The following is a 21,269-nucleotide window of genomic DNA, read 5'->3' on the forward strand; positions in this document are numbered from 1 at the left end:
GAAGGGAAGCGGAGGGGAACCAGAACCCCCACTTGTCCCGTCACAGCGGCATGCAGAAGCAACGACTGACTCCGACCGTCATGGCCCTGGCCGCCGCGGGCATGCTCACCGCGTGCGGCACCGAGACCGGCTCCGGCAGCGGGTCCGTCGGGTCTCAGCCGCGCCTCACCGGCGTTCAGTGGAGCGTCGAGAGCGTCACGGTGAACGGCAAGAAGCAGCCGGCTCCGAGCGACGTCTACGTCAAGATCGGTGACAAGGGGAAGGCCGAGGGCAACTACGGCTGCAACGGCTTCTCCGCGGACGTGTCGGTGGACGGCGACCGCGTCGACTTCGCCAACGCCATCTCCACCAAGAGGGCCTGCGACAAGCAGGACTTCGAGAACGCCTTCAAGGGCGCCCTCGGCAAGGGCGAGCTGAAGGCCGCCGTCGACGGCGACCGGCTGACGCTCACCACCGACAAGGGAGACCGCGTGAGCCTCACCTCTGAGCCGCCCGCCGAGCCGGACGCTCCGCTGACGGGCACGAAATGGAACGTGAAGGCCATCGGCGACGGCAAGGCCACGGCGACCCTGCCGAAGGAAGTGGACGGCAAGGCCCATCTGACCTTCGGCGAGGACGGCACCGTCCGCGGCAAGCTCGGCTGCAACAACGTCAGCGCCAAGGCCGAGGTGAAGGGCGACAGCATCACCCTGGGCGCTCCCCGGAGCACCCGGATGATGTGCGAGGGAGCCGAGGCGGAGACCGAGAAGAAGCTCCTCAAGCTCTTCGACGGCAAGGTGAGCTACAAGCTGACCCCCCAGGGACTCTCGCTCACCGCCGCCGACGGCACGGTCGTCAGCGCGAACGCCGCCGACCCGAAGCGGACGAAGTGACGGCGACGCGGCGGGCACGGGACTTCAGCAGGAACGCGCCGCCGGAGGCGAGCATCAGACCGGCCACCCTCAGCTCCTCGCCCTTCAGGAAGCAGGGCGCGAGGCTGGTCCCGTCCAGCGGGTGCGCGGGGCTCGGCCTGGCCCCGCCGATCTCCGCCCTCGCACCAGTACCGAAATCACGCTCCGTACAGGCCCCGTATCCCCAATTCGGACCAGTGGTCGATCTCGCCTACACTCGAAGATGTGCCACGTGGTGACGGTCGACTCAATCATGATCTGCTCCCCGGCGAGAAAGGTCCCCAGGACGCTTGCGGCGTCTTCGGGGTCTGGGCTCCGGGTGAAGAGGTCGCCAAGCTCACTTACTTCGGGCTGTACGCCCTCCAGCATCGAGGCCAGGAATCCGCGGGAATCGCGGTGAGCAACGGCTCCCAGATCCTTGTCTTCAAGGACATGGGGCTCGTCTCCCAGGTCTTCGACGAAACCTCTCTCAGCTCGCTCCAGGGTCACATCGCGGTCGGTCACGCCCGCTACTCGACCACTGGCGCCTCCGTATGGGAGAACGCCCAGCCGACGTTCCGTGCCACCGCGCACGGCTCCATCGCGCTCGGGCACAACGGCAACCTCGTCAACACGGCCCACCTCGCCGAGCTCGTGGCCGCCCTGCCCAAGGAGAACGGCCGCGCGACGCAGGTCGCCGCGACCAACGACACCGACCTGGTGACGGCTCTCCTCGCGGGCCAGGTGGACGACGACGGCAAGCCGATGACGATCGAGGAAGCGGCCATCAAGGTCCTCCCGGACGTGCTGGGCGCCTTCTCCCTGGTCTTCATGAACGAGCACACGCTGTACGCGGCCCGCGACCCGCAGGGCATCCGCCCGCTGGTCCTCGGCCGCCTGGAGCGCGGCTGGGTCGTGGCGTCGGAGTCCGCGGCGCTCGACATCTGCGGCGCCACCTTCGTCCGTGAGGTCGAGCCCGGCGAGTTCATCGCCATCGACGAGAACGGACTGCGAACCTCCCGATTCGCGGAAGCGAAGCCCAAGGGCTGTGTCTTCGAGTACGTCTACCTGGCCCGCCCCGACACCGACATCGCCGGCCGGAACGTCTACCTCTCGCGTGTCGAGATGGGCCGGAAACTCGCGAAGGAAGCTCCTGTCGAGGCCGACCTCGTCATAGCGACCCCGGAGTCGGGAACGCCCGCCGCGGTCGGCTACGCGGAAGCCTCCGGCATCCCCTTCGGCGTCGGCCTGGTGAAGAACGCCTATGTCGGCCGGACCTTCATCCAGCCCTCGCAGACGATCCGCCAGCTCGGCATCCGTCTCAAGCTGAACCCCCTCAAGGAAGTCATCAAGGGCAAGCGTCTTGTCGTCGTCGACGACTCGATCGTCCGCGGCAACACCCAGCGCGCCCTGGTCAAGATGCTCCGCGAGGCCGGCGCCGCCGAGATCCACATCCGGATCTCCTCCCCGCCCGTGAAGTGGCCCTGCTTCTTCGGCATCGACTTCGCGACCCGCGCCGAGCTCATCGCCAACGGCATGTCGATCGACGAGATCGCCAAGTCCATGGGCGCCGACTCCCTCTCGTACATCTCCATCGACGGCATGATCGAGGCCACGACCATCGACAAGCCGAACCTCTGCCGCGCCTGCTTCGACGGCGTGTACCCGATGGACCTCCCCGACCCCGAGCTGCTCGGCAAGCAGCTCCTGGAGACGGAACTGGCCGCGGGCCCGGCGGGCACCGCCGCCGCCGACGCGATCCGTCGCCCGTAAGACCCCACGCAGTACGACACGAAAGTTCTCACCGTCATGTCTGAGACCACTGGTGCCAGCTACGCAAGCGCGGGCGTGGACATCGAAGCGGGCGACCGCGCCGTCGAGCTGATGAAGGAGTGGGTGAAGAAGACGCAGCGCCCCGAGGTCCTCGGCGGCATCGGCGGATTCGCCGGACTCTTCGACGCCTCCGCGCTCAAGCGCTTCGAGCGCCCCCTGCTCGCCTCCGCCACCGACGGCGTCGGCACGAAGGTCGATCTGGCCCGCCGGCTCGGCGTGTACGACACCATCGGGCACGACCTGGTCGCCATGGTCATGGACGACATCGTGGTGTGCGGCGCGGAGCCGCTCTTCATGACCGACTACATCTGCGTCGGCAAGGTCCACCCCGAGCGTGTCGCGGCCATCGTGAAGGGCATCGCCGAGGGCTGTGTGCTCGCGGGCTGCGCCCTCATCGGCGGCGAGACCGCCGAGCACCCGGGCCTGCTCGGCCCCGACGACTTCGACGTCGCGGGCGCCGGCACGGGCGCGGTCGAGGCCGACCGTGTGCTCGGCCCCGATCGCATCCGTAAGGGTGACGCCGTCATCGCCATGGCGGCCTCCGGCCTTCACTCGAACGGGTACTCGCTCGTCCGGCACGTCGTCTTCGACCGCGCGGGCTGGTCCCTGGACCGCCAGGTCGAGGAGTTCGGCCGCACGCTCGGCGAGGAGCTCCTGGAGCCCACCAAGATCTACTCCCTGGACTGCCTGGCGCTCACCCGCACCACGGACGTCCACGCCTTCAGCCACATCACGGGCGGCGGCCTCGCGGCGAACCTGGGCCGGGTCATCCCGGACGGTCTGCACGCGGTCGTCGACCGCGAGACCTGGACGCCCGGCGCGGTCTTCGACGTCGTCGGCAAGGCGGGTCAGGTCGAGCGCCTGGAGCTGGAGAAGACGCTGAACATGGGCGTCGGCATGATGGCGATCGTCCCCGAGGAGTCCGCGGACGCGGCCCTCGCGACCCTCGCGGACCGTGGTGTCGACGCCTGGATCGCCGGTGAGATCACCGAGCGCGGCGACCACGCCGACGGCGCGGCGCTGATCGGTGACTACTCCAAGTAGGCCCGTGCGGCAGTCTTCGGAGCAGCACAAAACCCGGTCCGGTGTGGTGACCACCCCGGACCGGGTGAAGTGCGGTTGCTACGAGAACCGCCAATACTGCAGGTGCTGCGAATGCAACGAGGTCAAGCGCCGCGGCGCTGCGACGAAGAACCGGACTCGTCGGAAGAGTCCTCGTCCTCGTCGTCGTTATACAGATCCGCGTACTGGGCGTACGGGTCGTCTTCCTCGTCGTCGTCCTCGAACGGCTCGCCATTCGGCGGCTGTTGCGAAGTCGAAGCGCCCAGCTCATTGGCCAGACGCGAGAGGTCAGTCCCGCCGCTGCTGTACTTCAGCTGGCGGGCGACCTTCGTCTGCTTGGCCTTTGCCCGGCCGCGCCCCATGGCTCGACCCCCTCGGATATGGGGCTTGGTGACCCCAGAGTCTTGACACGCGTTCATGATCAGGAACGGGCTCTCCGTGGAGAGGCCGGTCCGTAGGGCTTCCACGGTACCTGCTCCTGCGGCCATACGGTACGTCGCCCGCAGGACGCGCCTAGGTGCAGAACCCGCGAGGAGCCCTGTCCTCGCTGGTCACCTGCGATTTTAACCTCTTCTTGCCGGGCGACCCGCCGACGGGGGTGAGTCTTGTCTCTCGCGCACGTCGACGGGGCCCTTCCACGGCACCTGCGGGGTCAGCGGACGCGGGCCTCCGCCATCCGCTGCTCGGCGATCCTGTCGGCCGCCGCGGCCGGCGGAATGCCGTCTTCCTTCGCACGAGCGAATATGGCAAGAGTGGTGTCGAAGATCTTCGACGCCTTCGCCTTGCACCGGTCGAAGTCGAAGCCGTGCAGCTCGTCGGCGACCTGGATCACGCCGCCCGCGTTCACCACGTAGTCGGGCGCGTAGAGGATCCCGCGGTCGGCGAGGTCCTTCTCCACACCCGGGTGCTCGAGCTGGTTGTTGGCGGCGCCGCAGACCACCTTCGCGGTGAGCACCGGCACGGAGTCGTCGTTCAGGGCGCCGCCCAGCGCGCAGGGGGCGTACACGTCGAGACCCTCGACCCGGATCAGCGCGTCGGTGTCGGCGACGGCGGTCACGGACGGGTGCTTGTGGACGATCCGGTTCACGGACTCCTCGCGCACATCGGTGATCACGACCTCGGCGCCGTCCGCCAGGAGGTGCTCCACGAGGTGGTGGCCGACCTTGCCGACGCCCGCGACGCCCACCTTGCGGTCACGCAGCGACGGGTCGCCCCACAGGTGCTGGGCGCTCGCCCGCATGCCCTGGAAGACACCGAACGCGGTGAGCACGGAGGAGTCGCCCGCGCCGCCGTTCTCCGGGGAGCGGCCGGTCGTCCAGCGGCACTCGCGCGCCACGACGTCCATGTCCGCGACGTACGTGCCCACGTCGCACGCCGTCACGTAGCGGCCACCGAGCGAGGCCACGAAGCGGCCGTAGGCGAGGAGCAGCTCCTCGCTCTTGATCTGCTCCGGGTCGCCGATGATCACGGCCTTGCCGCCGCCGTGGTCGAGACCGGCCATGGCGTTCTTGTACGACATCCCGCGCGCGAGGTTCAGCGCGTCCGCGACGGCGGCTTCCTCGCTCGCGTACGGATAGAAGCGGGTGCCGCCGAGGGCCGGGCCCAGGGCGGTGGAGTGGATGGCGATGACGGCCTTGAGGCCGCTGGCACGGTCCTGGCAGAGCACTACTTGCTCATGGCCGCCCTGGTCCGAGTGGAACAGGGTGTGCAGGACGCCGTTGTCTGCTTCGGTCACTGTGGTGACTCCCGGTCAAGTGGCGGCGGTTGGGCGGGCTCCCGTGCGGGTGGCGGGGGCCCGATGGGCATGAGACTAAAGCCTGGGAGAACCCGGTGGCCGCGCAGTGCCGAGGATCACCCTCTCCTGGCGCACAAGAAGGACGGCTGAGTTCGGCCATGGCACGATTTGCAGTGTTTTCCAGCCGGTACGCGGGGGAGGGAGCAGCCGTGCCCAAGGTGTCTTCGTTGGTCGTCCCGTACGCGTCCTACTTGCGCGTCTATGAGCCTCTCGCCGCTTTCCCGGAGCCCGAGCGCGGGCACTGGTCCCGCTACGCGCGACGCGCCGACCGCCCCTCGTACCAGGACGAACTGCGACGCTCCCTGGCCGACTTGCTGCCCACTCCGCCGGTGCCCGTCCCGGTGCACGAGTCCAGCGACGCGTTCGTGGTCGAGGCCGACGGTGTGGTCTGCGTCTGCCCCTGGCGCACCCGGCTGCGCGGCTGGCAGGCCCTGGCGGAGCTGCAGGGACAGCTGCCGACGCCGGTCCTCGACGCGGTCCTGCCGCCGGTGGTGCGCCGCCAGACGGCCGCGGACTACGAACAGTGGCTCCTGCGGAACCCTGACGCGCGCCCCTGGATCCGTACGTCGACGTGGCAGGTGCCGCTGAACTGGTTCGTGCTCGTCGCGGACGAGGAGCGGGAGTACGAGAAGGGGACGCCGGATTCCGCGCCCGTCCTGCGCTACCGCACGCCGATGGTGCAGGCGCGGCGCCGGGTGGCCCGTGGGCTCAAGACGTTGCGGGACACGCTCGACGAGGGGCCGCTCGTCGAGGGGCTCACGGACGTGGGCCGGTGGCTGGAGGAGTTCCATCCGCGCTCCCTGGTGGAGCTCGACTACGGCGGGCTCGTGCACGCCCTGCCTGAGGGGCAGCTCGACGGGGACCACTCGGCGGCGGACGTGGCGGAAGGAATCGAGGCGCTGCGCAACGGCGACGGCGAGGCTGCCGGCGAGACGTATGCGAGGCTCATGGAGCGGTGGAGGGCGGTCAGGGACCGCCAGTTCTCGAACTGAGCGTCGACCCGATCGCGAACCGAGTGTTCCTACGTGGCGCCTACACGGGACGTAGGTCCCGATCCGGGCTTTTGTATCAAGCGTGACGGACCGCACTTACGGGGCCCTTGCGCCCATCACCCTCCCTCGTGCCAAAATAGGACAAGGAGCCCGGGGAGGGCTCCTTCCGTCCATGTATGGGCGGAATACTCAGCATTGCACGCTATGGGGGGTCTGTTGACTCTTGATCGCTCTGTGACTGATCGTCACTGTGGCGTGACTGTCCGCTATGGCATGGTCCATCGGCTTCCGTCGCTGATAGACACCTGGGAGGGCAATTCCATCGGTTTGGCCGACGTGGCTGGACGGATGGTGTAGTTGTAGTGCCGAGGACAAGCCGTTCGTCCTATAACCGACTCGACTCGCGTCCGCCATTTCGGGCAACGCGGGTCAAGGTGCAGAATTTAGAGGAATGAACCGAGAAGGTTCGGTTCTCCGAGGAGGCCGCTCATGACCGCTCGCACCCCTGATGCCGAGCCGCTGCTTACCCCGGCTGAGGTTGCCACGATGTTCCGCGTCGACCCGAAGACGGTGACGCGCTGGGCCAAGGCTGGCAAGCTCACGTCGATTCGCACGCTCGGCGGGCATCGCCGTTACCGCGAGGCCGAGGTCCGCGCACTGCTCGCGGGAATCCCGCAGCAGCGCAGCGAGGCCTGATTTACCGCATAACCGCAGTACCAGGACGAAAAGTACGCCCGCTGCCGGGTCCCCCAACTCGGCCGCACCGTCCGACCCTTAGCTACACACGACGCGGGTCCCGCCCCAACGGGTCCCATGCCTGAGCCTCATGGGTGAGTCGTTTCGATCGCGCTGGACTCCGCCGGGTCCAGCGCGATCTTTTTTGTGCGCCCAGGAAGTGCTGGTGAGCGTCGCTGTGAGCGGGCTTGTTGGTCTCTGAGGGGTGCTGGGGCCGCGCTGTGGGGAGGCTGTGGCGCCACTCTTCCGCCGGCCTTGCGCCGCCCGGGGCGGACGCTGCGCTCGGCTGTGGCCGGTAGTGCAATTGCACATATTAAATTGACCGGTTGTAGGCGGGGTGTAAGTTCGCGGGTTTCAAAAACAACTTCGGTGACACCCGTCACATGCCGGGAACCTTGTTGCCCCCGACACCTCTGGGCTAGAGGAGATCCCGGAAGGTGCAGGGGTGTTGATGCGGTAGCGACGCGCCTGGGGGCCGTACTCCTCCACCCTCCCACCACGGGGGCGGGTTGCGGGACGGCTTTGGTCACGCGTCCGGGGGGCTTTCCTCCTCGCCCGGCTCCCGGTCGCCGTCACAGTCGCCCTCACGGGCGCTCTGGGCGGCGGATGAGGCCTCCAGGGCGAGCCGTTCGAGCCGGTGGCAGATCGGGCAGTGCCGGGTCAGGTGGCGATAGCTCGTCGCCGCGGAGAGATGGGCGCGCAGGAGAGCGCGTGTCTCGTGCCGTGCGGACGCCGCTGAAGCAGTCATGCGCCACCTCCAGAGGGGAACCGGTCCCGCCCGCTTCCCTGCTGTCTGAGTTACCGGCGGAATGTGACGCAGTCAAGACGCACGAACGGCAACGGGCCGCATCCCGGAGGGAAACGGCCCGTGTCGGCGTACGCGAAGAGGCGTACGCGAAGAGGGGCCGCATCCTCGACGGATGCGGCCCCTCTTCACTTGCGGTCCTGACGGGATTTGAACCCGCGGCCTCCACCTTGACAGGGTGGCGAGCACTCCAAACTGCTCCACAGGACCTTGCTTCGCGGCGCTTGTTGTTGCGTTGCGCTGCGAGACGAAACTGTACAGCAGCCCTGGCCCGCCGGTCGAACTCGCTCCGGGTGAGCGGACCGTCACGGTGCGACGGCGTCGATCGCCTTCACGATCCGCTTGTCCGAGACGGGGTACGCCGTGCCGAGCGCGTGCGCGAAATAGCTGACCCGGAGCTCTTCCAGCATCCAGCGGATGTCCCGGACCTCCTGGGGCACGGGGCGGCCGCGCGGGAGCTGCTCCAGGAGCCAGGCGTACTCGTCCTGCATCTCGTGGACCTTCTCCATGCGCGCGGTGTCCCGCTGCACGTTCGTCGGCATCTGCTGGAGCCGGCGGTCGGCGGCCACCATGTAGCGCATCAGGTCCGACAGGCGGCGGATCCCCGTGGCCGTGACGAAGCCGGGTCCGATCAGGGCGTCCAACTGGGCCCGTACGTCCGCCAGGTTGGCCAGGAGCGTCGGGCTCTTCGTCGACTTCAGGCGCCGCTCACAGGCCTGCCAGGCGGCGAGGACCTGCTGGACCTGGCCGACCGTGCGTACCGTCGTGTCGACGATCTCGGCGCGCACCTTCTCGTACAGCTTGCGGTAGGACTCCTCGTCCCAGGCGGGACCGCCGAAGTCGCCGATCAGCTTGTCCGCCGCGGCCATCGCGCAGTCCGCGAAGAGTGCCTGGATGGAGCCGTGCGGATTGGCGGACAGGGCGATCTTCTGGGCGTTGGTCAGCTTGTCCGAGGCGAACTTGGCCGGATTCACCGGGATGTTGCGCAGGATGAGGCGGCGCGTGCCCTTCCACATCGCCTGCTGCTGCTCGGCCTCGGTGTCGAAGAGGCGTACGGAGACGGTGTTCGCCTCGGGGCCGTCGTCCACGAGCGCCGGGAACGCCTTCACCGGCTGGCCCGCGCGGCGCGTCTCGAAGACACGGCTGAGGGAGCCGATGGACCAGTCCGTGAGTCCCGTGCGCTCGACCGCGGAGCCACCCGTGCGCTCGGCGGTCGCCGCGGCGGCCTGGGAGAGGGCCTTGCGGGCCTTGGGGCGGAGCTGGAGTTTCAGCGCCTCCAGGTCCTTGTCCTCGGCGAGGTTCTTGCGCCGCTCGTCAGTGATCCGGAAGGTGATCTTCAGGTGGTCCGGTACGCGGGTGAGGTCGAAGTCGTCCGGTGAGACGGGGACGCCGACCATCCGCTGGAGCTCGCGGGCCAGCGTCACGTGCAGCGGCTCCTGGAGGGGGACCGCCCGCTCCAGGAACGCCTTCGCGTAGTTGGGGGCGGGGACGTAGTGCCGGCGGATCGGCTTGGGCAGGGAGCGGATCAGCTCGATCACGACCTCCTCGCGCAGGCCCGGGATCTGCCAGTCGAAGCCGTCCGCCGTGACCTGGTTCAGGACCTGGAGCGGTACGTGGACGGTGACGCCGTCCGCGTCCGCGCCCGGCTCGAACTGGTACGTCACCTTGAACTTGAGCGGCCCCTGCCGCCACGTGTCGGGATAGTCGTCCTTCGACACGTCACCGGCGCGCTCGTTGATCAGCATCGACCGCTCGAAGTCGAGCAGTTCGGGCTCCTCGCGCTGCTTCTTCTTCCACCAGGAGTCGAAGTGCGCGCCGGACACGATGTCCGCGGGCACCCGCTGGTCGTAGAAGTCGAAGAGCGTCTCGTCGTCGACGAGGATGTCGCGGCGCCTGGCGCGGTGCTCCAGCTCCTCCACCTCGGTGAGGAGCTTGCGGTTGGCGGCGAAGAACTTGTGGTGCGTGCGCCAGTCGCCCTCGACGAGCGCGTTGCGGATGAACAGGTCGCGGGAGACCTCGGCGTCGATGCGGCCGTAGTTCACCTTGCGGTCGGTGACGAGCGGGACGCCGTACAGCGTCACTTTCTCGATCGCCACCACCGCGGCCTGGTCCTTCTCCCAGTGCGGCTCGCTGTACGTGCGCTTCAGGAGGTGCTGGGCGAGTGGTTCGACCCACTCGGGCTCGATGCGGGCGTTGACGCGGGCCCAGAGGCGGGAGGTCTCCACGAGCTCGGCCGACATGATGAAGCGCGGGGGCTTCTTGAAGAGCGCGGAGCCGGGGAAGATCGCGAACTTGGCGTTGCGGGCGCCCAGATATTCGCCCCGGCCGCCGCGCTGCTTGGGGTCGCTGTCCTTCGACTCCTTCACGTCCTTCATCCCGATGTGGGAGAGCAGGCCGGCCAGGAGAGAGATGTGGACGTGCTGCTCGGGGGCGTCGTCCTCGTTGAGGTGGATGCCCATCTGCTTGGCGACCGTGCGCAGCTGCGTGTAGATGTCCTGCCACTCGCGGATGCGCAGGAAGTTCAGGTACTCCGACTTGCACATCCGGCGGAACGAGGACGAGCCGCGCTCCTTCTGCTGCTCGCGGATGTACCGCCACATGTTGAGGAAGGCCAAAAAGTCGGACGTCTCGTCCTTGAAGCGCGCGTGCTGCTGATCGGCCTGCGTCTGCTTCTCGGCGGGGCGCTCACGCGGGTCCTGGATGGAGAGCGCGGCGGCGATCACCATGACCTCGCGTACGCAGCCGTTCTTGTCGGCCTCGAGGACCATGCGGGCAAGGCGCGGGTCCACCGGCAGCTGGGCCAGCTTGCGGCCCTGCTCGGTGAGGCGCTTCTTCGGGTCCTTCTGCGTCGGGTCCAGGGCGCCGAGTTCCTGGAGGAGCTGGACGCCGTCGCGGATGTTGCGGTGGTCCGGCGGGTCGATGAAGGGGAACTTCTCGATGTCGCCGAGACCGGCCGCCGTCATCTGCAGGATGACCGAGGCGAGGTTGGTGCGCAGGATCTCCGCGTCGGTGAACTCCGGCCGCGAGGCGAAGTCCTCCTCCGAGTACAGCCGGATGCAGATGCCGTCCGACGTACGCCCGCAGCGGCCCTTGCGCTGGTTGGCGCTGGCCTGGCTGATCGCCTCGATGGGAAGGCGCTGCACCTTCGTGCGGTGGCTGTAGCGGGAGATGCGGGCCGTGCCGGGGTCGATGACGTACTTGATGCCCGGGACGGTCAGCGAGGTCTCCGCGACGTTCGTGGCGAGGACGATGCGTCTGACCGTTCCCGCACCGGGCCGCTGGAAGACGCGGTGCTGCTCGGCGTGCGAGAGGCGGGCGTAGAGCGGCAGGACCTCGGTGAACTTGAAGTTCTTCTTGTTCAGCGCGTCCGCCGTGTCCCGGATCTCGCGCTCTCCGGAGAGGAAGACGAGGATGTCGCCCTTGCCCTCGCCCTGGAGCTCCTCGACGGCGTCGGTGATCGCGGTGATCTGGTCGCGGTCGCCTTCTTCACCTGCGGCGGAGTCGGAGTCCTCATCGAGGAGCGGGCGATAGCGCACCTCGACGGGGTACGTACGGCCGCTGACCTCGACGATCGGGGCGTCCCCGAAGTGCCGCGAGAACCGCTGCGGGTCGATGGTCGCCGAGGTGATGACGACCTTCAGGTCCGGGCGCTTGGGCAGCAGCTGGGCGAGATAGCCGAGCAGGAAGTCGATGTTGAGTGAGCGCTCGTGGGCCTCGTCGATGATGATCGTGTCGTACGCGCGCAGCTCGCGGTCCGTCTGGATCTCGGCCAGCAGGATGCCGTCCGTCATCAGCTTCACGTACGTGTCGGCGCCCACCTGGTCCGTGAAGCGGACCTTCCAGCCGACGGCCTCGCCGAGCGGGGTGTTCAGCTCGTCGGCCACGCGCTCGGCGACCGTGCGGGCGGCGAGACGGCGGGGCTGGGTGTGCCCGATCATGCCGCGGACGCCGCGTCCGAGCTCCATGCAGATCTTGGGGATCTGCGTGGTCTTGCCGGAGCCCGTCTCGCCCGCGACGATCACGACCTGGTGGTCGCGGATCGCCGCGGCGATGTCATCCTTCTTCTGGCTGACCGGCAGTTCTTGCGGATACGTGATCTTGGGCAGACGGCTGCCCCGCTCGGCCATCCGTGCCGCGGCCTTGTCGACGTCCGCCGCGATCTCGGCGAGGACGGCGGCTCGGGCCTCGGGCTTGTGGATCCGGCGCGCACCCTCGAGCCGGCGGCCGATCCGGTGCTCGTCGCGCAGCGACAGCTCGGACAGGCGAGGGGCGAGGGCGTCGAGGGTGAGGGCAGGCTGCGTAGACATAACGGCGTCCAGGATCTCACCCGCCGCTCGGAGGTGGCGAACCGATTTCTCCGGCGGGGCGCCCGGACACGTACGATTCCGGGCATGTCGTCCCGTGTGCGCGCGTCGTGGTGCCCCCTTCTCGGGGTGCTGCTCGTCGTGCTCGGGGGGTTCTGCGGGCCCGTTGCGTCCACCGCCGCTGCGTCCACCGCCGCTCCGTCCACCGCCTCGGCGGAGCAGCCACGAGCCGCGACGGCCTTCGTTCATGAGGCCGACAGCGTGCCCGGCTGCGGCAAGGGCGGGCAGCGGGACAACGGGGGCCGTCCGATGTCGCCGCCGCGCCCCAGTTCGGCGCATGAACTGCTCCCCGCTCTGTACGAGGCCCACGCGGCGACCGGCTCCTGGGGCGCCGACCAGGCCGTGCTCTCCGTCTCGCCGGGCCGCGCGCCCCCCGCGCTCGTGCCGCCCTCGCCGATAGAGCTCTCCGTTCTGCGCGTGTAGGAGACCCCTGTCTCAGCCAGGGGTCCCTTGATCGACGTACGCAACAGGAGAAGCACACAGCCATGTCCAAGAAGCCCAGCACGCCCGGCACACCCAGTAAGTCCAGCAAGTCCAGCAAGAAGAACCTCGCCATCGGGACCGGCGTAGCCCTCGCCGCCCTGCTGCTCGGCGCCGCTTCCTACAGCGCCACCAAGCCCGACGAGCCCTCCTCCGTCACCGCGAAGGAGGAGCCCGCCGCGGACGTCTCCGCCGACCCGCAGGCCGGGGTCTACCCGGAACTGGCCAAGCTCGCCAGGCGCGACGCCGAGGACCCCCTCGCCCAGGGGCGCAAGGACGCGCCGGTCGTGCTCATCGAGTACGCCGACTTCAAGTGCGGCTACTGCGGGAAGTTCGCCCGCGACACCGAGCCGGGCCTCGTGAAGAAGTACGTCGAGGACGGCACCCTGCGCATCGAGTGGCGCAACTTCCCCATCTTCGGCGCGGACTCCGAGTCCGCCGCGCGCGGCGCGTGGGCCGCTGGGCGACAGGGCAGGTTCTGGCAGTTCCACGCCGCCGCCTACGCCGATGGCGCCAAGGAGAAGGGCTTCGGGGGCGACCGCCTGAAGGAGCTCGCGAAGGAGGCCGGGGTCAAGGACATCGGCCGCTTCTCCGACGACGCGGGCAGCGCCGCAGCCAAGGCGGCCGTGAAGAAGGACCAGGAGGAGGCGTACGGCCTGGGGGCCACGTCGACCCCGTCCTTCCTGGTCAACGGCCGTCCCATCTCGGGCGCCCAGCCGGACGAGGTCTTCGACCAGGCGATCGAGCAGGCGGCCAAGAGCGCGGGCAAGAGCGCGGGTGCGGGCTCCGGGGCAGGGGACAAGTGACCGCCGACGTCGGGTACTTCGCGGCGTTCCTGGGTGGTCTCCTCGCCCTGATCAGCCCCTGCAGCGCGCTGCTGCTGCCCGCCTTCTTCGCGTACTCGATCGACTCGACCTCACGGCTGCTCGCGCGCACCGGCATCTTCTACGCCGGTCTCGCGACGACCCTCGTGCCGCTGGGCGCGGCGGGATCGGTGGCCGGGCGGTTCTTCTTCGGGCACCGGGACCAGCTCGTGCTCGTCGCCGGGTGGCTGATCATCGCGCTCGGTGTGCTCCAGGTCGTGGGCATGGGGTTCGCCTCGCGGAAGATGTCCGAGCTGTCGGGGCGTATCCGGCCGACGACCGCGGTCTCCGTGTACGCGCTCGGCGCGGTGTACGGGCTCGCCGGTTTCTGCGCGGGCCCGATCCTCGGCAGCGTCCTCACCGTGGCCGCGGTGAGCGGGAGCCCCGTCTACGGAGGGCTGCTGCTCGCCGTGTACGCGCTGGGGATGGCGGTTCCGCTCTTCGTCCTGGCCCTGCTCTGGGAGCGTTTCGATCTCGGGCGGCGGCGGTGGCTGCGGGGGCGCGCGTTCCGGATCGGTCGCTTCGAGCTGCACACGACCTCGCTTTTGTCGGGCCTGTTCTTCGTGGCCCTCGGCGCGCTCTTCCTCGCGTACGACGGGACCACCGCGCTGCCGGGCCTCCTCGACGTGGACGACTCGTTCGCCGTGGAGCGGTGGGCCGGGGGCGTGGGCCGGGCCGTGCCGGACTCGGTGCTGCTGGTGGGGGTGGTGGCGTTGGTGGGCGCCGGGTTCGCGGTGCGGGCTTGGCGGAGGCGGGCGCGTGGGCCGGTTGAGGCAGAGAGCAGGTAAGTCCACTTTGCCCGGTTTAGCGTATTCGTATGTCTGAACCGTCTGAACCGTCTGGATCATCCGTACCATCTGGATCGTCTGAGCAGCCTGTAGCGCCTGAACCGCCGGCCCACGAAGAACACCGGCACGGCTCCCATGGGGCCCATGGCGCCCACGGAAGGGCTCCCACCCGGCGTGAGCAGTGGTCGGCGTTCAAGGAGTCGCCTTTCCTGCCCGCGGTGGTCCTCGTGTTCATCCTGGCGGCGGCCGCGGGGCTCTTCGCGGGTTCGTACACGTACTCCATGGCGAACCCGACCCCGCACCACATCCCCACCGCGGTGGTCGGCGCCCAGGAGGCCACGCGGGGCAAGGCGTTCCTGGACGGCATGGAGGAGGCGCTGAACGCGTCCCTCGCGGTGCGCGAGTACGACAGTGTCGCCGCCGCGCGCAACGGGATGGAGGAGCAGAAGGTCTTCGCGATCCTCTCGGTGGCTCCGGGCGGCGGGGACAAGGTGGCCTTCGACGTCTCGGGCGCGTCCGGGGCGTCGGTCGCCCAGGTGCTCGCGGAGACGGCCCCGAAGGTGGGCAAGGCGGTGGGGGTGCCGGTGACGGTGAAGGACATCAACCCCCTCCAGGAGGGTGATCCCCGGGGCCTGGCGATCTTCTACATCTCGCTGGCCGCGGTGATCATCGGTTTCGTCGGCGCGATCCAGCTCAGCGTGCACGCGCGAGGGCTGAACCCGGCGGAGCGGATCGCCTTCACCGTCCTCTACGCCCTGCTCGGCGGGTTCGTGATCGCCGCGGTGGTGGACTGGTGGCTGGGGGCGGTGGATCTGCCGTTCGTCGAGTCGTGGCTGATCCTGGCGCTGACGATGTTCGCGTCGGGGATGGTCTTCACGATGTTCAACACGCTGTTCGGGCGCTGGGCGATGCTCCCGACGTGGGGCCTGATGGTGCTCCTGGGCAACCCGTCGTCGGGCGGCGCGGTCTCCTGGCCCCTGCTGCCCTCGGTGCTCGGCCACATCGGGCAGTGGCTGCCACCGGGCGCGTCGGTGAACGCGCAGCACACGGCTGTGTACTTCGGCAGCCACCAGCACGCCTTCCCGTTCCTGGTGCTCGCCGGGTGGGCGGTGCTTGCGTCCACGGTGTTCTGGGTCTGGAGACACCGGCACCCGGGCGGCCGGGAGAGGCCCGCGGCGCATGCGGCGGCTCCGGCGGGGTGAATCAGGGGAACGCGAAAGGCCCCGTCCATCGGACGGGGCCTTCGAAGAGGTGGCTGGGGCCGGGATCGAACCGGCGACCTATCGCTTTTCAGGCGATCGCTCGTACCAACTGAGCTACCCAGCCACGCGATTCAGAGAATCGCAAGCGGTCCTGACGGGATTTGAACCCGCGGCCTCCACCTTGACAGGGTGGCGAGCACTCCAAACTGCTCCACAGGACCAAGCATTGTGCGAGCACTAGTCTCGCACAAGGTGTTGCGTGCCCCCAACGGGATTCGAACCCGTGCTACCGCCTTGAAAGGGCGGCGTCCTGGGCCACTAGACGATGAGGGCTAAGGGCCCACCTGGGCGCTTTGCAGCGCGTCGGGGACGTGAGAAGCATATGGGATGCGGGGAGCTATCGCCAAAACGGTTATCCGGGGGTCGGGGAACCGCTCCCGGAGGGAGCGCCCCCAGGGGGCGGGGAGGGCGTCGCCCCCGGCTGGTTCTCCTTCGGCAGATGGCGGCTGACCTCGGCCTTCGTCAGCCCGAGACCGCCCAGTTTGATCTCGTCCCACGCCTGGAGGCGCCGGGTCTCCCGGTCCAGATAGAGGACCGACGTCTCGACCGGATCGGGGTACTTGCCCTCCACCGCCCGAAGCCCGCTGCCTCCCGTGGAGCCCTCGATGCGCAGCCGGGTCCCGCCGTCCATGACCTCCATCTCCGAGTGGTGGACGTGGCCCGCGAGGACGAGCGGCACCTCGCCGTCCGTCTCGCGCGCGGCATCGGGGTTGTGCGCGACGGCCACGTCCACGGGAGTGCCCGCCGTCTGCTGGTCGCGCAGGGCGGAGGCGAGGCGGATGCCCGCCATCTCCTCGGCGGGCTTGCCCTCGGACGCCACCGAGCGGTCCGGGGTGTACTGCGGGTCGCCCGTCCCGGCGAACCGCAGGCCCGCGACCGACACGGCCCTGCCCTCGTCCAGGACGTGCACGTTCTTCATGCGCTGGAGGTAGCGCTGGGTGGCGGCCGAGTCGTGGTTGCCGCGCACCCAGACGTACGGGGCGCCCAGGTCCTCGATCGGGTCCAGGAAGGCGTTCTCGGCGGCGCTCCCGTGGTCCATCGTGTCGCCCGAGTCGACGATGACGTTGATGTCGTACTGCTCGACCAGTGAGGCGATGATCTTCCAGCTCGCCGGGTTGAGGTGGATGTCCGAGACGTGCAGGACACGGATCGTGGACGGGTCCGGCTGGTACGCGGGGAGCGTCGACGTCACGTCGTACAGCTTCGTCACGTTGGTGACCAGGCGTGCCAACTCCTGCTGGTAGACGTCGAATTCGCTCACGATGCTGCGCGCGTTGCCGACCACCGACGGCGCGCTGCTGAGGAGGCCGGAGAACTTCGGCTCCAGGACGGACTTCGGGTTCCACGTCGCGTACGCCGCCGCGCCCGAAGCGGCGAGCAGGGCGAGGGCGAGGCCGCCCGCGGCCAGGGCCCGGCGCGGGCGCCGGTAGACCGCGAGGCCCAGCGTCGTGGCGCCCGCGACGACGGCGGCACAGGAGCGTACGGCCAGGTCGAGCGTGCCGTGTCCGACGTCCTTGGTCACCTCCTCCTGGAGTCCTGCGAGCCGCTCGGGGTGCTCGACCAGGGCCTGGGAGCGGACCGGGTCCAGGCGGTCCACGTCCACGTCCAGGCGGATGGGCGCGATGTGCGAGCGCAGCTCCAGGGCGCCCAGCGGGGAGACGTCGATCTTCGTGCCGCCGGTCAGCGAGGGACGCAGTGTCATCCGCGTGTCCACCGGGCCCACCGGCGCGTGCACGCTGCCGACGATCAGCAGGCCCAGCCAGGCGCCGAACAGGACGACCGCGATCAGACCCAGTGCGCGGCCGTAGGGATGCGGAGGGCTGATGAGTTCGCCGACCGGACGAGGGTGGCGGGATCGGTAGTGGCGTACGAGGGCGGCGAGCGCACGGAAGTCGCGGGCCATTGGGCCCCTATGCCCATGGGGAGGGGCGGCTATGCGGGGCGGTGGCCGACAATGGGGGCGTGCTGGAGATGACGCGGGAAGAGTTCGAGGAACTGGTCGCCGAGGCGCTCGACCGGATTCCTCCCGAGTTGACGCGGTTGATGGACAACGTGGCGGTGTTCGTGGAGGACGAACCACCGGCCGAGGACCCGGAGCTGCTCGGGCTCTACGAGGGAACACCGCTGACCGACCGGGGCGAGTGGTACGCGGGTGTGCTGCCCGACCGGATCACCATCTACCGAGGGCCGACGTTGCGGATGTGCGAGTCGCGCGAGGACGTGGTCGCTGAGACCGAGATCACCGTCGTACACGAGATCGCACATCACTTCGGGATCGACGACGAGCGCCTGCACGCCCTGGGATACGGCTGACGGCCGCGGGATACGGCTGACGGTCGGTGGCGGGTCCGCTCGCCGGTCCGTGTCTTCTTGCGGGGCAGGGGAGTTGGGTAGGGCGTCCCCGCTTCTCAGCGCCTCGGAGGTGCTCGGCCGTGCGCCCTTTGTACGTTCCCGTCCGATTGGCCGCGGCGGCGGTGGCCGTCATGACGACCACGGGCTGCATGAGCATCGGCGACGACGGAGGCGGTGAGCCCGGCCCCGGGCGGTCCGCCGGCGAGCGCAGCGCGGCGGCCGCCCCGGACGGCGGGAGCGTCACGCCCGGCGCCGGTTCGGCCGGTGGCGGCGGCGCCGGCCGTGACGACGCGAAGGGCGGCAAGCGCGGCAAGGGCGGCAAGGGCAAGAGCAAGGGTGCGGGGGGCTCCGGCGGGCGCGGTGCGTCCGGTTCCGACGCCGCCCGGGCCTCGGCGTCCGCTTCCGGCGGCGGTGACCCCGCCCCGCCGGCGAACGACGGGCGTCCGTCGCCCACGCGGACCAAGCCCGCCCCGCCGCGCCCCACGCCGACCCCCGACCCACCGAAGCCGACCCCCACGCCGACCCCTGAGCCCACTCCGGAGCCCTCGTCGTCAGCGCATGAGCCTCCGAAGCAGGACACTCAGCTCGGGGACCGCTCGGCGGGGTTCAGGTCGCGGGAGCCCTCACCGGAGGCCGGGCCTGCCTGAAGCGGGGCCTCGGACCTGTGTCTGAAAACCCGCTTCGTCGCAGGTGAGAAAGGCCGTGAGGGGTGGAATCCAAGGTGCCCCGGAGGGTGCGGTTTGCCTTCTGGGGGGGTAGGTGAGTATGGTGGTAGATCGTTTGATCCCATTTGCCCGGCGCCGAAAAAGAAGAGCGCCGCGTGGCGCGTACTCTCCCCAGCCGTGGCTGACCGCATAGAGGCGGTCCATTGCGAAATCACGGAGTTGACGGGCGCGTGCCGAGACTCCGGAAGGTTTCGCATTTCGCATGTCCATTTCTCACTCTGACCACGCCGTCCTGCCCGAGAACGAGACGAACGACGAGCTGACGGCCGAGGCCGTCGCCGAGGTCGTCGAGACCGTTCAGGCCACCGACGTCGCCGACGTCGTGGAGATTGCCGAGCAGGTTGTCGTGGAGACCGCCGAGCAGGCCGTCGAGAAGACCGAGGCTGTCGCCGAGGTCGAAGAAACCGAGGCTGCCGCCGAGGTCGAAGAAGCCGCCGAAGAGGTCGAGACCGGCCCCACCTTCAGCGACCTCGGCCTGCCCGAGAGCATCGTCCGCAAGCTCGCCCAGAACGGCGTGACCTCCCCCTTCCCGATCCAGGCCGCGACCATCCCGGACGCCCTGCTCGGCAAGGACATCCTCGGCCGTGGCCGCACCGGCTCCGGCAAGACCCTCTCCTTCGGCCTGCCGATGCTGGCGACGCTGGCCGCCGAGGGCCGCACCGAGAAGAAGAAGCCCCGCGGCGTCATCCTCACGCCGACGCGTGAGCTCGCGATGCAGGTCGCGGACGCGCTCCAGCCGTACGGCGACGTGCTCGGCCTGAAGATGAAGGTCGTCTGCGGCGGTACGTCCATGAGCAACCAGATCTATGCCCTGGAGCGTGGCGTCGACGTCCTCGTCGCCACCCCGGGCCGTCTGCGCGACATCATCAGCCGCGGCGCCTGCTCGCTGGAGAACACCCAGATCGCGGTGCTCGACGAGGCCGACCAGATGTCCGACCTGGGCTTCCTGCCCGAGGTCACCGAGCTGCTCGACCAGGTTCCGTCCGACGGCCAGCGCATGCTGTTCTCGGCCACGATGGAGAACGAGATCTCCACGCTGGTCAAGCGCTACCTGACCAACCCGGTGACGCACGAGGTCGACAGCGCCCAGGGCAACGTCACGACCATGTCGCACCACATCCTGATCGTGAAGCCCCGCGACAAGGCGCCCGTCACGGCGGCCATCGCCTCGCGCAAGGGCCGCACGATCATCTTCGTCCGCACCCAGCTGGGCGCCGACCGTATCGCCGAGCAGCTCTGCGAGTCCGGTGTGAAGGCCGACGCGCTGCACGGCGGCATGACGCAGGGTGCCCGTACCCGCGTGCTCGAGGACTTCAAGAAGGGCTACGTCAACGCGCTCGTCGCGACCGACGTCGCCGCCCGTGGCATCCACGTGGACGACATCGACCTGGTCCTGAACGTGGACCCGGCCGGCGACCACAAGGACTACCTGCACCGCTCCGGCCGTACGGCCCGCGCGGGCCGCAGCGGCACGGTCGTCTCGCTCTCGCTCCCGCACCAGCGCCGCCAGATCTTCCGGCTGATGGAGGACGCGGGCGTCGACGCCGAGCGTCACATCATCAACGGTGGCGGCACCTTCGACCCGGAGGTCGCCGAGATCACCGGCGCCCGTTCGATGACCGAGGTGCAGGCCGACTCCGCGGGCAACGCGGCGACGCAGGCCGAGCGTGAGGTCAAGGACCTCACGAAGGAGCTGGAGCGCGCGACGCGCCGCGCGACGGAGCTGCGCGAGGAGGCCTCGCGCCTCACCGCGCGTGCCGCCCGCGAGCGTGGCGACGACCCGGAGACCGCGGTCGCCGAGGCCACCGCCGCCGCCGAGGCCGAGATCGAGGCCGCTGCCTCCGCCCCGGAGCAGCAGCCCGCGGCCGTACGCGAGGAGCGCCGCCCGCAGCGCGACGAGCGCGGCAACTACGAGCGTGAGCGCGGCAACGACCGTGGCGGCCGTTCCTTCGAGCGCCGTGACGACCGCGGTGGCTCCGGCTTCCGTGGCGGCGACCGTCGCGAGGGTGGCGGCGGTTTCAACCGTGACCGCGGCGACCGTCCGTCGGGCGGCGGTTTCAACCGTGACCGCAACGACCGCGGTGGCTCCGGCTTCCGTGGCGGCGACCGTCGCGAGGGTGGCGGTGGCTTCAACCGTGACCGCAACGAGCGTCCTTCGGGTGGCTCGGGCTTCCGTCGTGACGAGCGTCCTTCGGGCGGCGGCGGTTTCAACCGTGACCGCAACGAGCGTCCTTCGGGCGGCTCCGGCTTCCGTCGTGACGAGCGTCCTTCGGGCGGCGGCGGTTTCAACCGTGACCGCAACGAGCGTCCCTCGGGCGGCTCCGGCTTCCGTCGTGACGAGCGT

17 protein-coding genes and 4 tRNA genes are annotated in these 21,269 nt (G+C 69.5%); 12 read left to right on the forward strand and 9 right to left on the reverse strand.

Going from position 1 to position 21,269, the window contains the following annotated elements; translation table 11 throughout:
- Nucleotides 1-50: 50 nt before the first annotated feature.
- The 3 genes from AB0I94_RS18095 (at nucleotide 51) to purM (ending at nucleotide 3,746) form a co-directional block, all read left to right on the forward strand.
- A complete protein-coding gene (locus tag AB0I94_RS18095) occupies nucleotides 51-872 on the forward strand; it encodes an META domain-containing protein (RefSeq protein WP_363310541.1) in 822 nt (273 codons plus the stop codon).
- Nucleotides 873-1,115: 243 nt separating this feature from the next.
- Complete coding sequence (gene purF / locus AB0I94_RS18100) at nucleotides 1,116-2,642, forward strand: amidophosphoribosyltransferase (protein ID WP_363310542.1); 1,527 nt, start codon at nucleotides 1,116-1,118, stop codon at nucleotides 2,640-2,642.
- 36 nt (nucleotides 2,643-2,678) lie between these two features.
- Nucleotides 2,679-3,746, forward strand: coding sequence for a phosphoribosylformylglycinamidine cyclo-ligase (gene purM / locus AB0I94_RS18105; RefSeq protein WP_363310543.1), 1,068 nt, complete (start codon nucleotides 2,679-2,681; stop codon nucleotides 3,744-3,746).
- 122 nt (nucleotides 3,747-3,868) lie between these two features.
- Here purM and AB0I94_RS18110 read toward each other — a convergent pair whose 3' ends face one another.
- A complete protein-coding gene (locus AB0I94_RS18110; RefSeq protein WP_363310544.1) occupies nucleotides 3,869-4,126 on the reverse strand; it encodes a DUF3073 domain-containing protein in 258 nt (85 codons plus the stop codon).
- 290 nt (nucleotides 4,127-4,416) lie between these two features.
- Nucleotides 4,417-5,499, reverse strand: a complete 1,083-nt coding sequence (locus AB0I94_RS18115) for a Glu/Leu/Phe/Val dehydrogenase dimerization domain-containing protein (RefSeq protein ID WP_363310545.1) — start codon at nucleotides 5,497-5,499, stop codon at nucleotides 4,417-4,419.
- A gap of 209 nt (nucleotides 5,500-5,708) precedes the next feature.
- Between AB0I94_RS18115 and AB0I94_RS18120 the strand changes: the two genes are divergently transcribed.
- Nucleotides 5,709-6,551 (forward strand): hypothetical protein, encoded by an 843-nt coding sequence (locus AB0I94_RS18120; RefSeq protein ID WP_363310546.1) that lies wholly within the window; start codon nucleotides 5,709-5,711, stop codon nucleotides 6,549-6,551.
- A 489-nt stretch (nucleotides 6,552-7,040) separates the two neighbouring features.
- Entirely contained in the window at nucleotides 7,041-7,247 is a 207-nt protein-coding gene (gene bldC / locus AB0I94_RS18125) for a developmental transcriptional regulator BldC (protein WP_003949541.1), read from the forward strand.
- A gap of 565 nt (nucleotides 7,248-7,812) precedes the next feature.
- Here bldC and AB0I94_RS18130 read toward each other — a convergent pair.
- The 3 genes from AB0I94_RS18130 to hrpA form a co-directional block, all read right to left on the reverse strand.
- The gene (locus AB0I94_RS18130) at nucleotides 7,813-8,034 is read right to left on the reverse strand and encodes a DUF6274 family protein (RefSeq protein WP_363310547.1); all 222 of its coding nucleotides are present in this window, start codon (nucleotides 8,032-8,034) and stop codon (nucleotides 7,813-7,815) included.
- Nucleotides 8,035-8,226: 192 nt separating this feature from the next.
- Nucleotides 8,227-8,301 (reverse strand) — tRNA-Asp (locus AB0I94_RS18135).
- 95 nt (nucleotides 8,302-8,396) lie between these two features.
- On the reverse strand, nucleotides 8,397-12,398 hold the full coding sequence (hrpA, locus tag AB0I94_RS18140; protein ID WP_363310548.1) for an ATP-dependent RNA helicase HrpA: 4,002 nt from the start codon (nucleotides 12,396-12,398) through the stop codon (nucleotides 8,397-8,399).
- A gap of 84 nt (nucleotides 12,399-12,482) precedes the next feature.
- On the opposite strand from hrpA, the gene AB0I94_RS18145 reads away from it, so the two are divergent.
- From AB0I94_RS18145 to AB0I94_RS18160, 4 genes are all read left to right on the forward strand, one after another.
- On the forward strand, nucleotides 12,483-12,878 hold the full coding sequence (locus AB0I94_RS18145; protein ID WP_363310549.1) for a hypothetical protein: 396 nt from the start codon (nucleotides 12,483-12,485) through the stop codon (nucleotides 12,876-12,878).
- 62 nt (nucleotides 12,879-12,940) lie between these two features.
- A complete protein-coding gene (locus AB0I94_RS18150; RefSeq protein ID WP_363310550.1) occupies nucleotides 12,941-13,741 on the forward strand; it encodes a DsbA family protein in 801 nt (266 codons plus the stop codon).
- The gene (locus AB0I94_RS18155) at nucleotides 13,738-14,586 is read left to right on the forward strand and encodes a cytochrome c biogenesis CcdA family protein (protein WP_363310551.1); all 849 of its coding nucleotides are present in this window, start codon (nucleotides 13,738-13,740) and stop codon (nucleotides 14,584-14,586) included. The genes AB0I94_RS18150 and AB0I94_RS18155 overlap by 4 nt, the downstream gene beginning before the upstream one ends.
- Nucleotides 14,587-14,804: 218 nt before the next feature.
- A complete protein-coding gene (locus tag AB0I94_RS18160; protein WP_363310552.1) occupies nucleotides 14,805-15,788 on the forward strand; it encodes an ABC transporter permease in 984 nt (327 codons plus the stop codon).
- A gap of 50 nt (nucleotides 15,789-15,838) precedes the next feature.
- On the opposite strand, the gene AB0I94_RS18165 is transcribed toward AB0I94_RS18160, so the two are convergent.
- The 4 genes from AB0I94_RS18165 to AB0I94_RS18180 all read right to left on the reverse strand — a co-directional run bounded on the left by AB0I94_RS18165 (nucleotide 15,839) and on the right by AB0I94_RS18180 (nucleotide 17,751).
- Nucleotides 15,839-15,912: transfer RNA gene (locus tag AB0I94_RS18165), tRNA-Phe, on the reverse strand.
- 22 nt (nucleotides 15,913-15,934) lie between these two features.
- Nucleotides 15,935-16,009 (reverse strand) — tRNA-Asp (locus tag AB0I94_RS18170).
- Nucleotides 16,010-16,048: 39 nt separating this feature from the next.
- Nucleotides 16,049-16,121, reverse strand: a tRNA-Glu gene (locus AB0I94_RS18175).
- 79 nt (nucleotides 16,122-16,200) lie between these two features.
- Nucleotides 16,201-17,751, reverse strand: coding sequence for a metallophosphoesterase (locus AB0I94_RS18180; protein WP_363310553.1), 1,551 nt, complete (start codon nucleotides 17,749-17,751; stop codon nucleotides 16,201-16,203).
- A gap of 59 nt (nucleotides 17,752-17,810) precedes the next feature.
- On the opposite strand from AB0I94_RS18180, the gene AB0I94_RS18185 reads away from it, so the two are divergent.
- The 3 genes from AB0I94_RS18185 to AB0I94_RS18195 all read left to right on the forward strand — a co-directional run.
- Nucleotides 17,811-18,161 carry a metallopeptidase family protein gene (locus AB0I94_RS18185; protein WP_363310554.1) on the forward strand — a complete coding sequence of 117 codons (351 nt, stop codon included), beginning with the start codon at nucleotides 17,811-17,813 and terminating at the stop codon, nucleotides 18,159-18,161.
- A 170-nt stretch (nucleotides 18,162-18,331) separates the two neighbouring features.
- On the forward strand, nucleotides 18,332-18,847 hold the full coding sequence (locus AB0I94_RS18190; RefSeq protein WP_363310555.1) for a hypothetical protein: 516 nt from the start codon (nucleotides 18,332-18,334) through the stop codon (nucleotides 18,845-18,847).
- A gap of 280 nt (nucleotides 18,848-19,127) precedes the next feature.
- A partial coding sequence (locus tag AB0I94_RS18195; protein ID WP_363310556.1) for a DEAD/DEAH box helicase occupies nucleotides 19,128-21,269 on the forward strand: 2,142 nt, incomplete at its 3' end.

Origin of the sequence: Streptomyces sp. NPDC050147 (assembly GCF_040660195.1) — a bacterium.
In the GTDB taxonomy this organism is placed as follows: Bacteria; Actinomycetota; Actinomycetes; order Streptomycetales; family Streptomycetaceae; genus Streptomyces.

What these genes read in the sequence shown, in the direction of transcription:
- bldC (WP_003949541.1), top strand. Translation starts at nt 7,041, where the DNA reads ATGACCGCTCGCACCCCTGATGCCGAGCCGCTGCTTACCCCGGCTGAG.
- purM (WP_363310543.1), top strand. Translation starts at nt 2,679, where the DNA reads ATGTCTGAGACCACTGGTGCCAGCTACGCAAGCGCGGGCGTGGACATC.
- AB0I94_RS18180 (WP_363310553.1), bottom strand. Translation starts at nt 17,751, where the DNA reads ATGGCCCGCGACTTCCGTGCGCTCGCCGCCCTCGTACGCCACTACCGA.
- AB0I94_RS18110 (WP_363310544.1), bottom strand. Translation starts at nt 4,126, where the DNA reads ATGGGGCGCGGCCGGGCAAAGGCCAAGCAGACGAAGGTCGCCCGCCAG.
- AB0I94_RS18130 (WP_363310547.1), bottom strand. Translation starts at nt 8,034, where the DNA reads ATGACTGCTTCAGCGGCGTCCGCACGGCACGAGACACGCGCTCTCCTG.
- AB0I94_RS18150 (WP_363310550.1), top strand. Translation starts at nt 12,941, where the DNA reads ATGTCCAAGAAGCCCAGCACGCCCGGCACACCCAGTAAGTCCAGCAAG.
- AB0I94_RS18190 (WP_363310555.1), top strand. Translation starts at nt 18,332, where the DNA reads ATGACGACCACGGGCTGCATGAGCATCGGCGACGACGGAGGCGGTGAG.
- AB0I94_RS18095 (WP_363310541.1), top strand. Translation starts at nt 51, where the DNA reads ATGCAGAAGCAACGACTGACTCCGACCGTCATGGCCCTGGCCGCCGCG.
- AB0I94_RS18145 (WP_363310549.1), top strand. Translation starts at nt 12,483, where the DNA reads ATGTCGTCCCGTGTGCGCGCGTCGTGGTGCCCCCTTCTCGGGGTGCTG.
- hrpA (WP_363310548.1), bottom strand. Translation starts at nt 12,398, where the DNA reads ATGTCTACGCAGCCTGCCCTCACCCTCGACGCCCTCGCCCCTCGCCTG.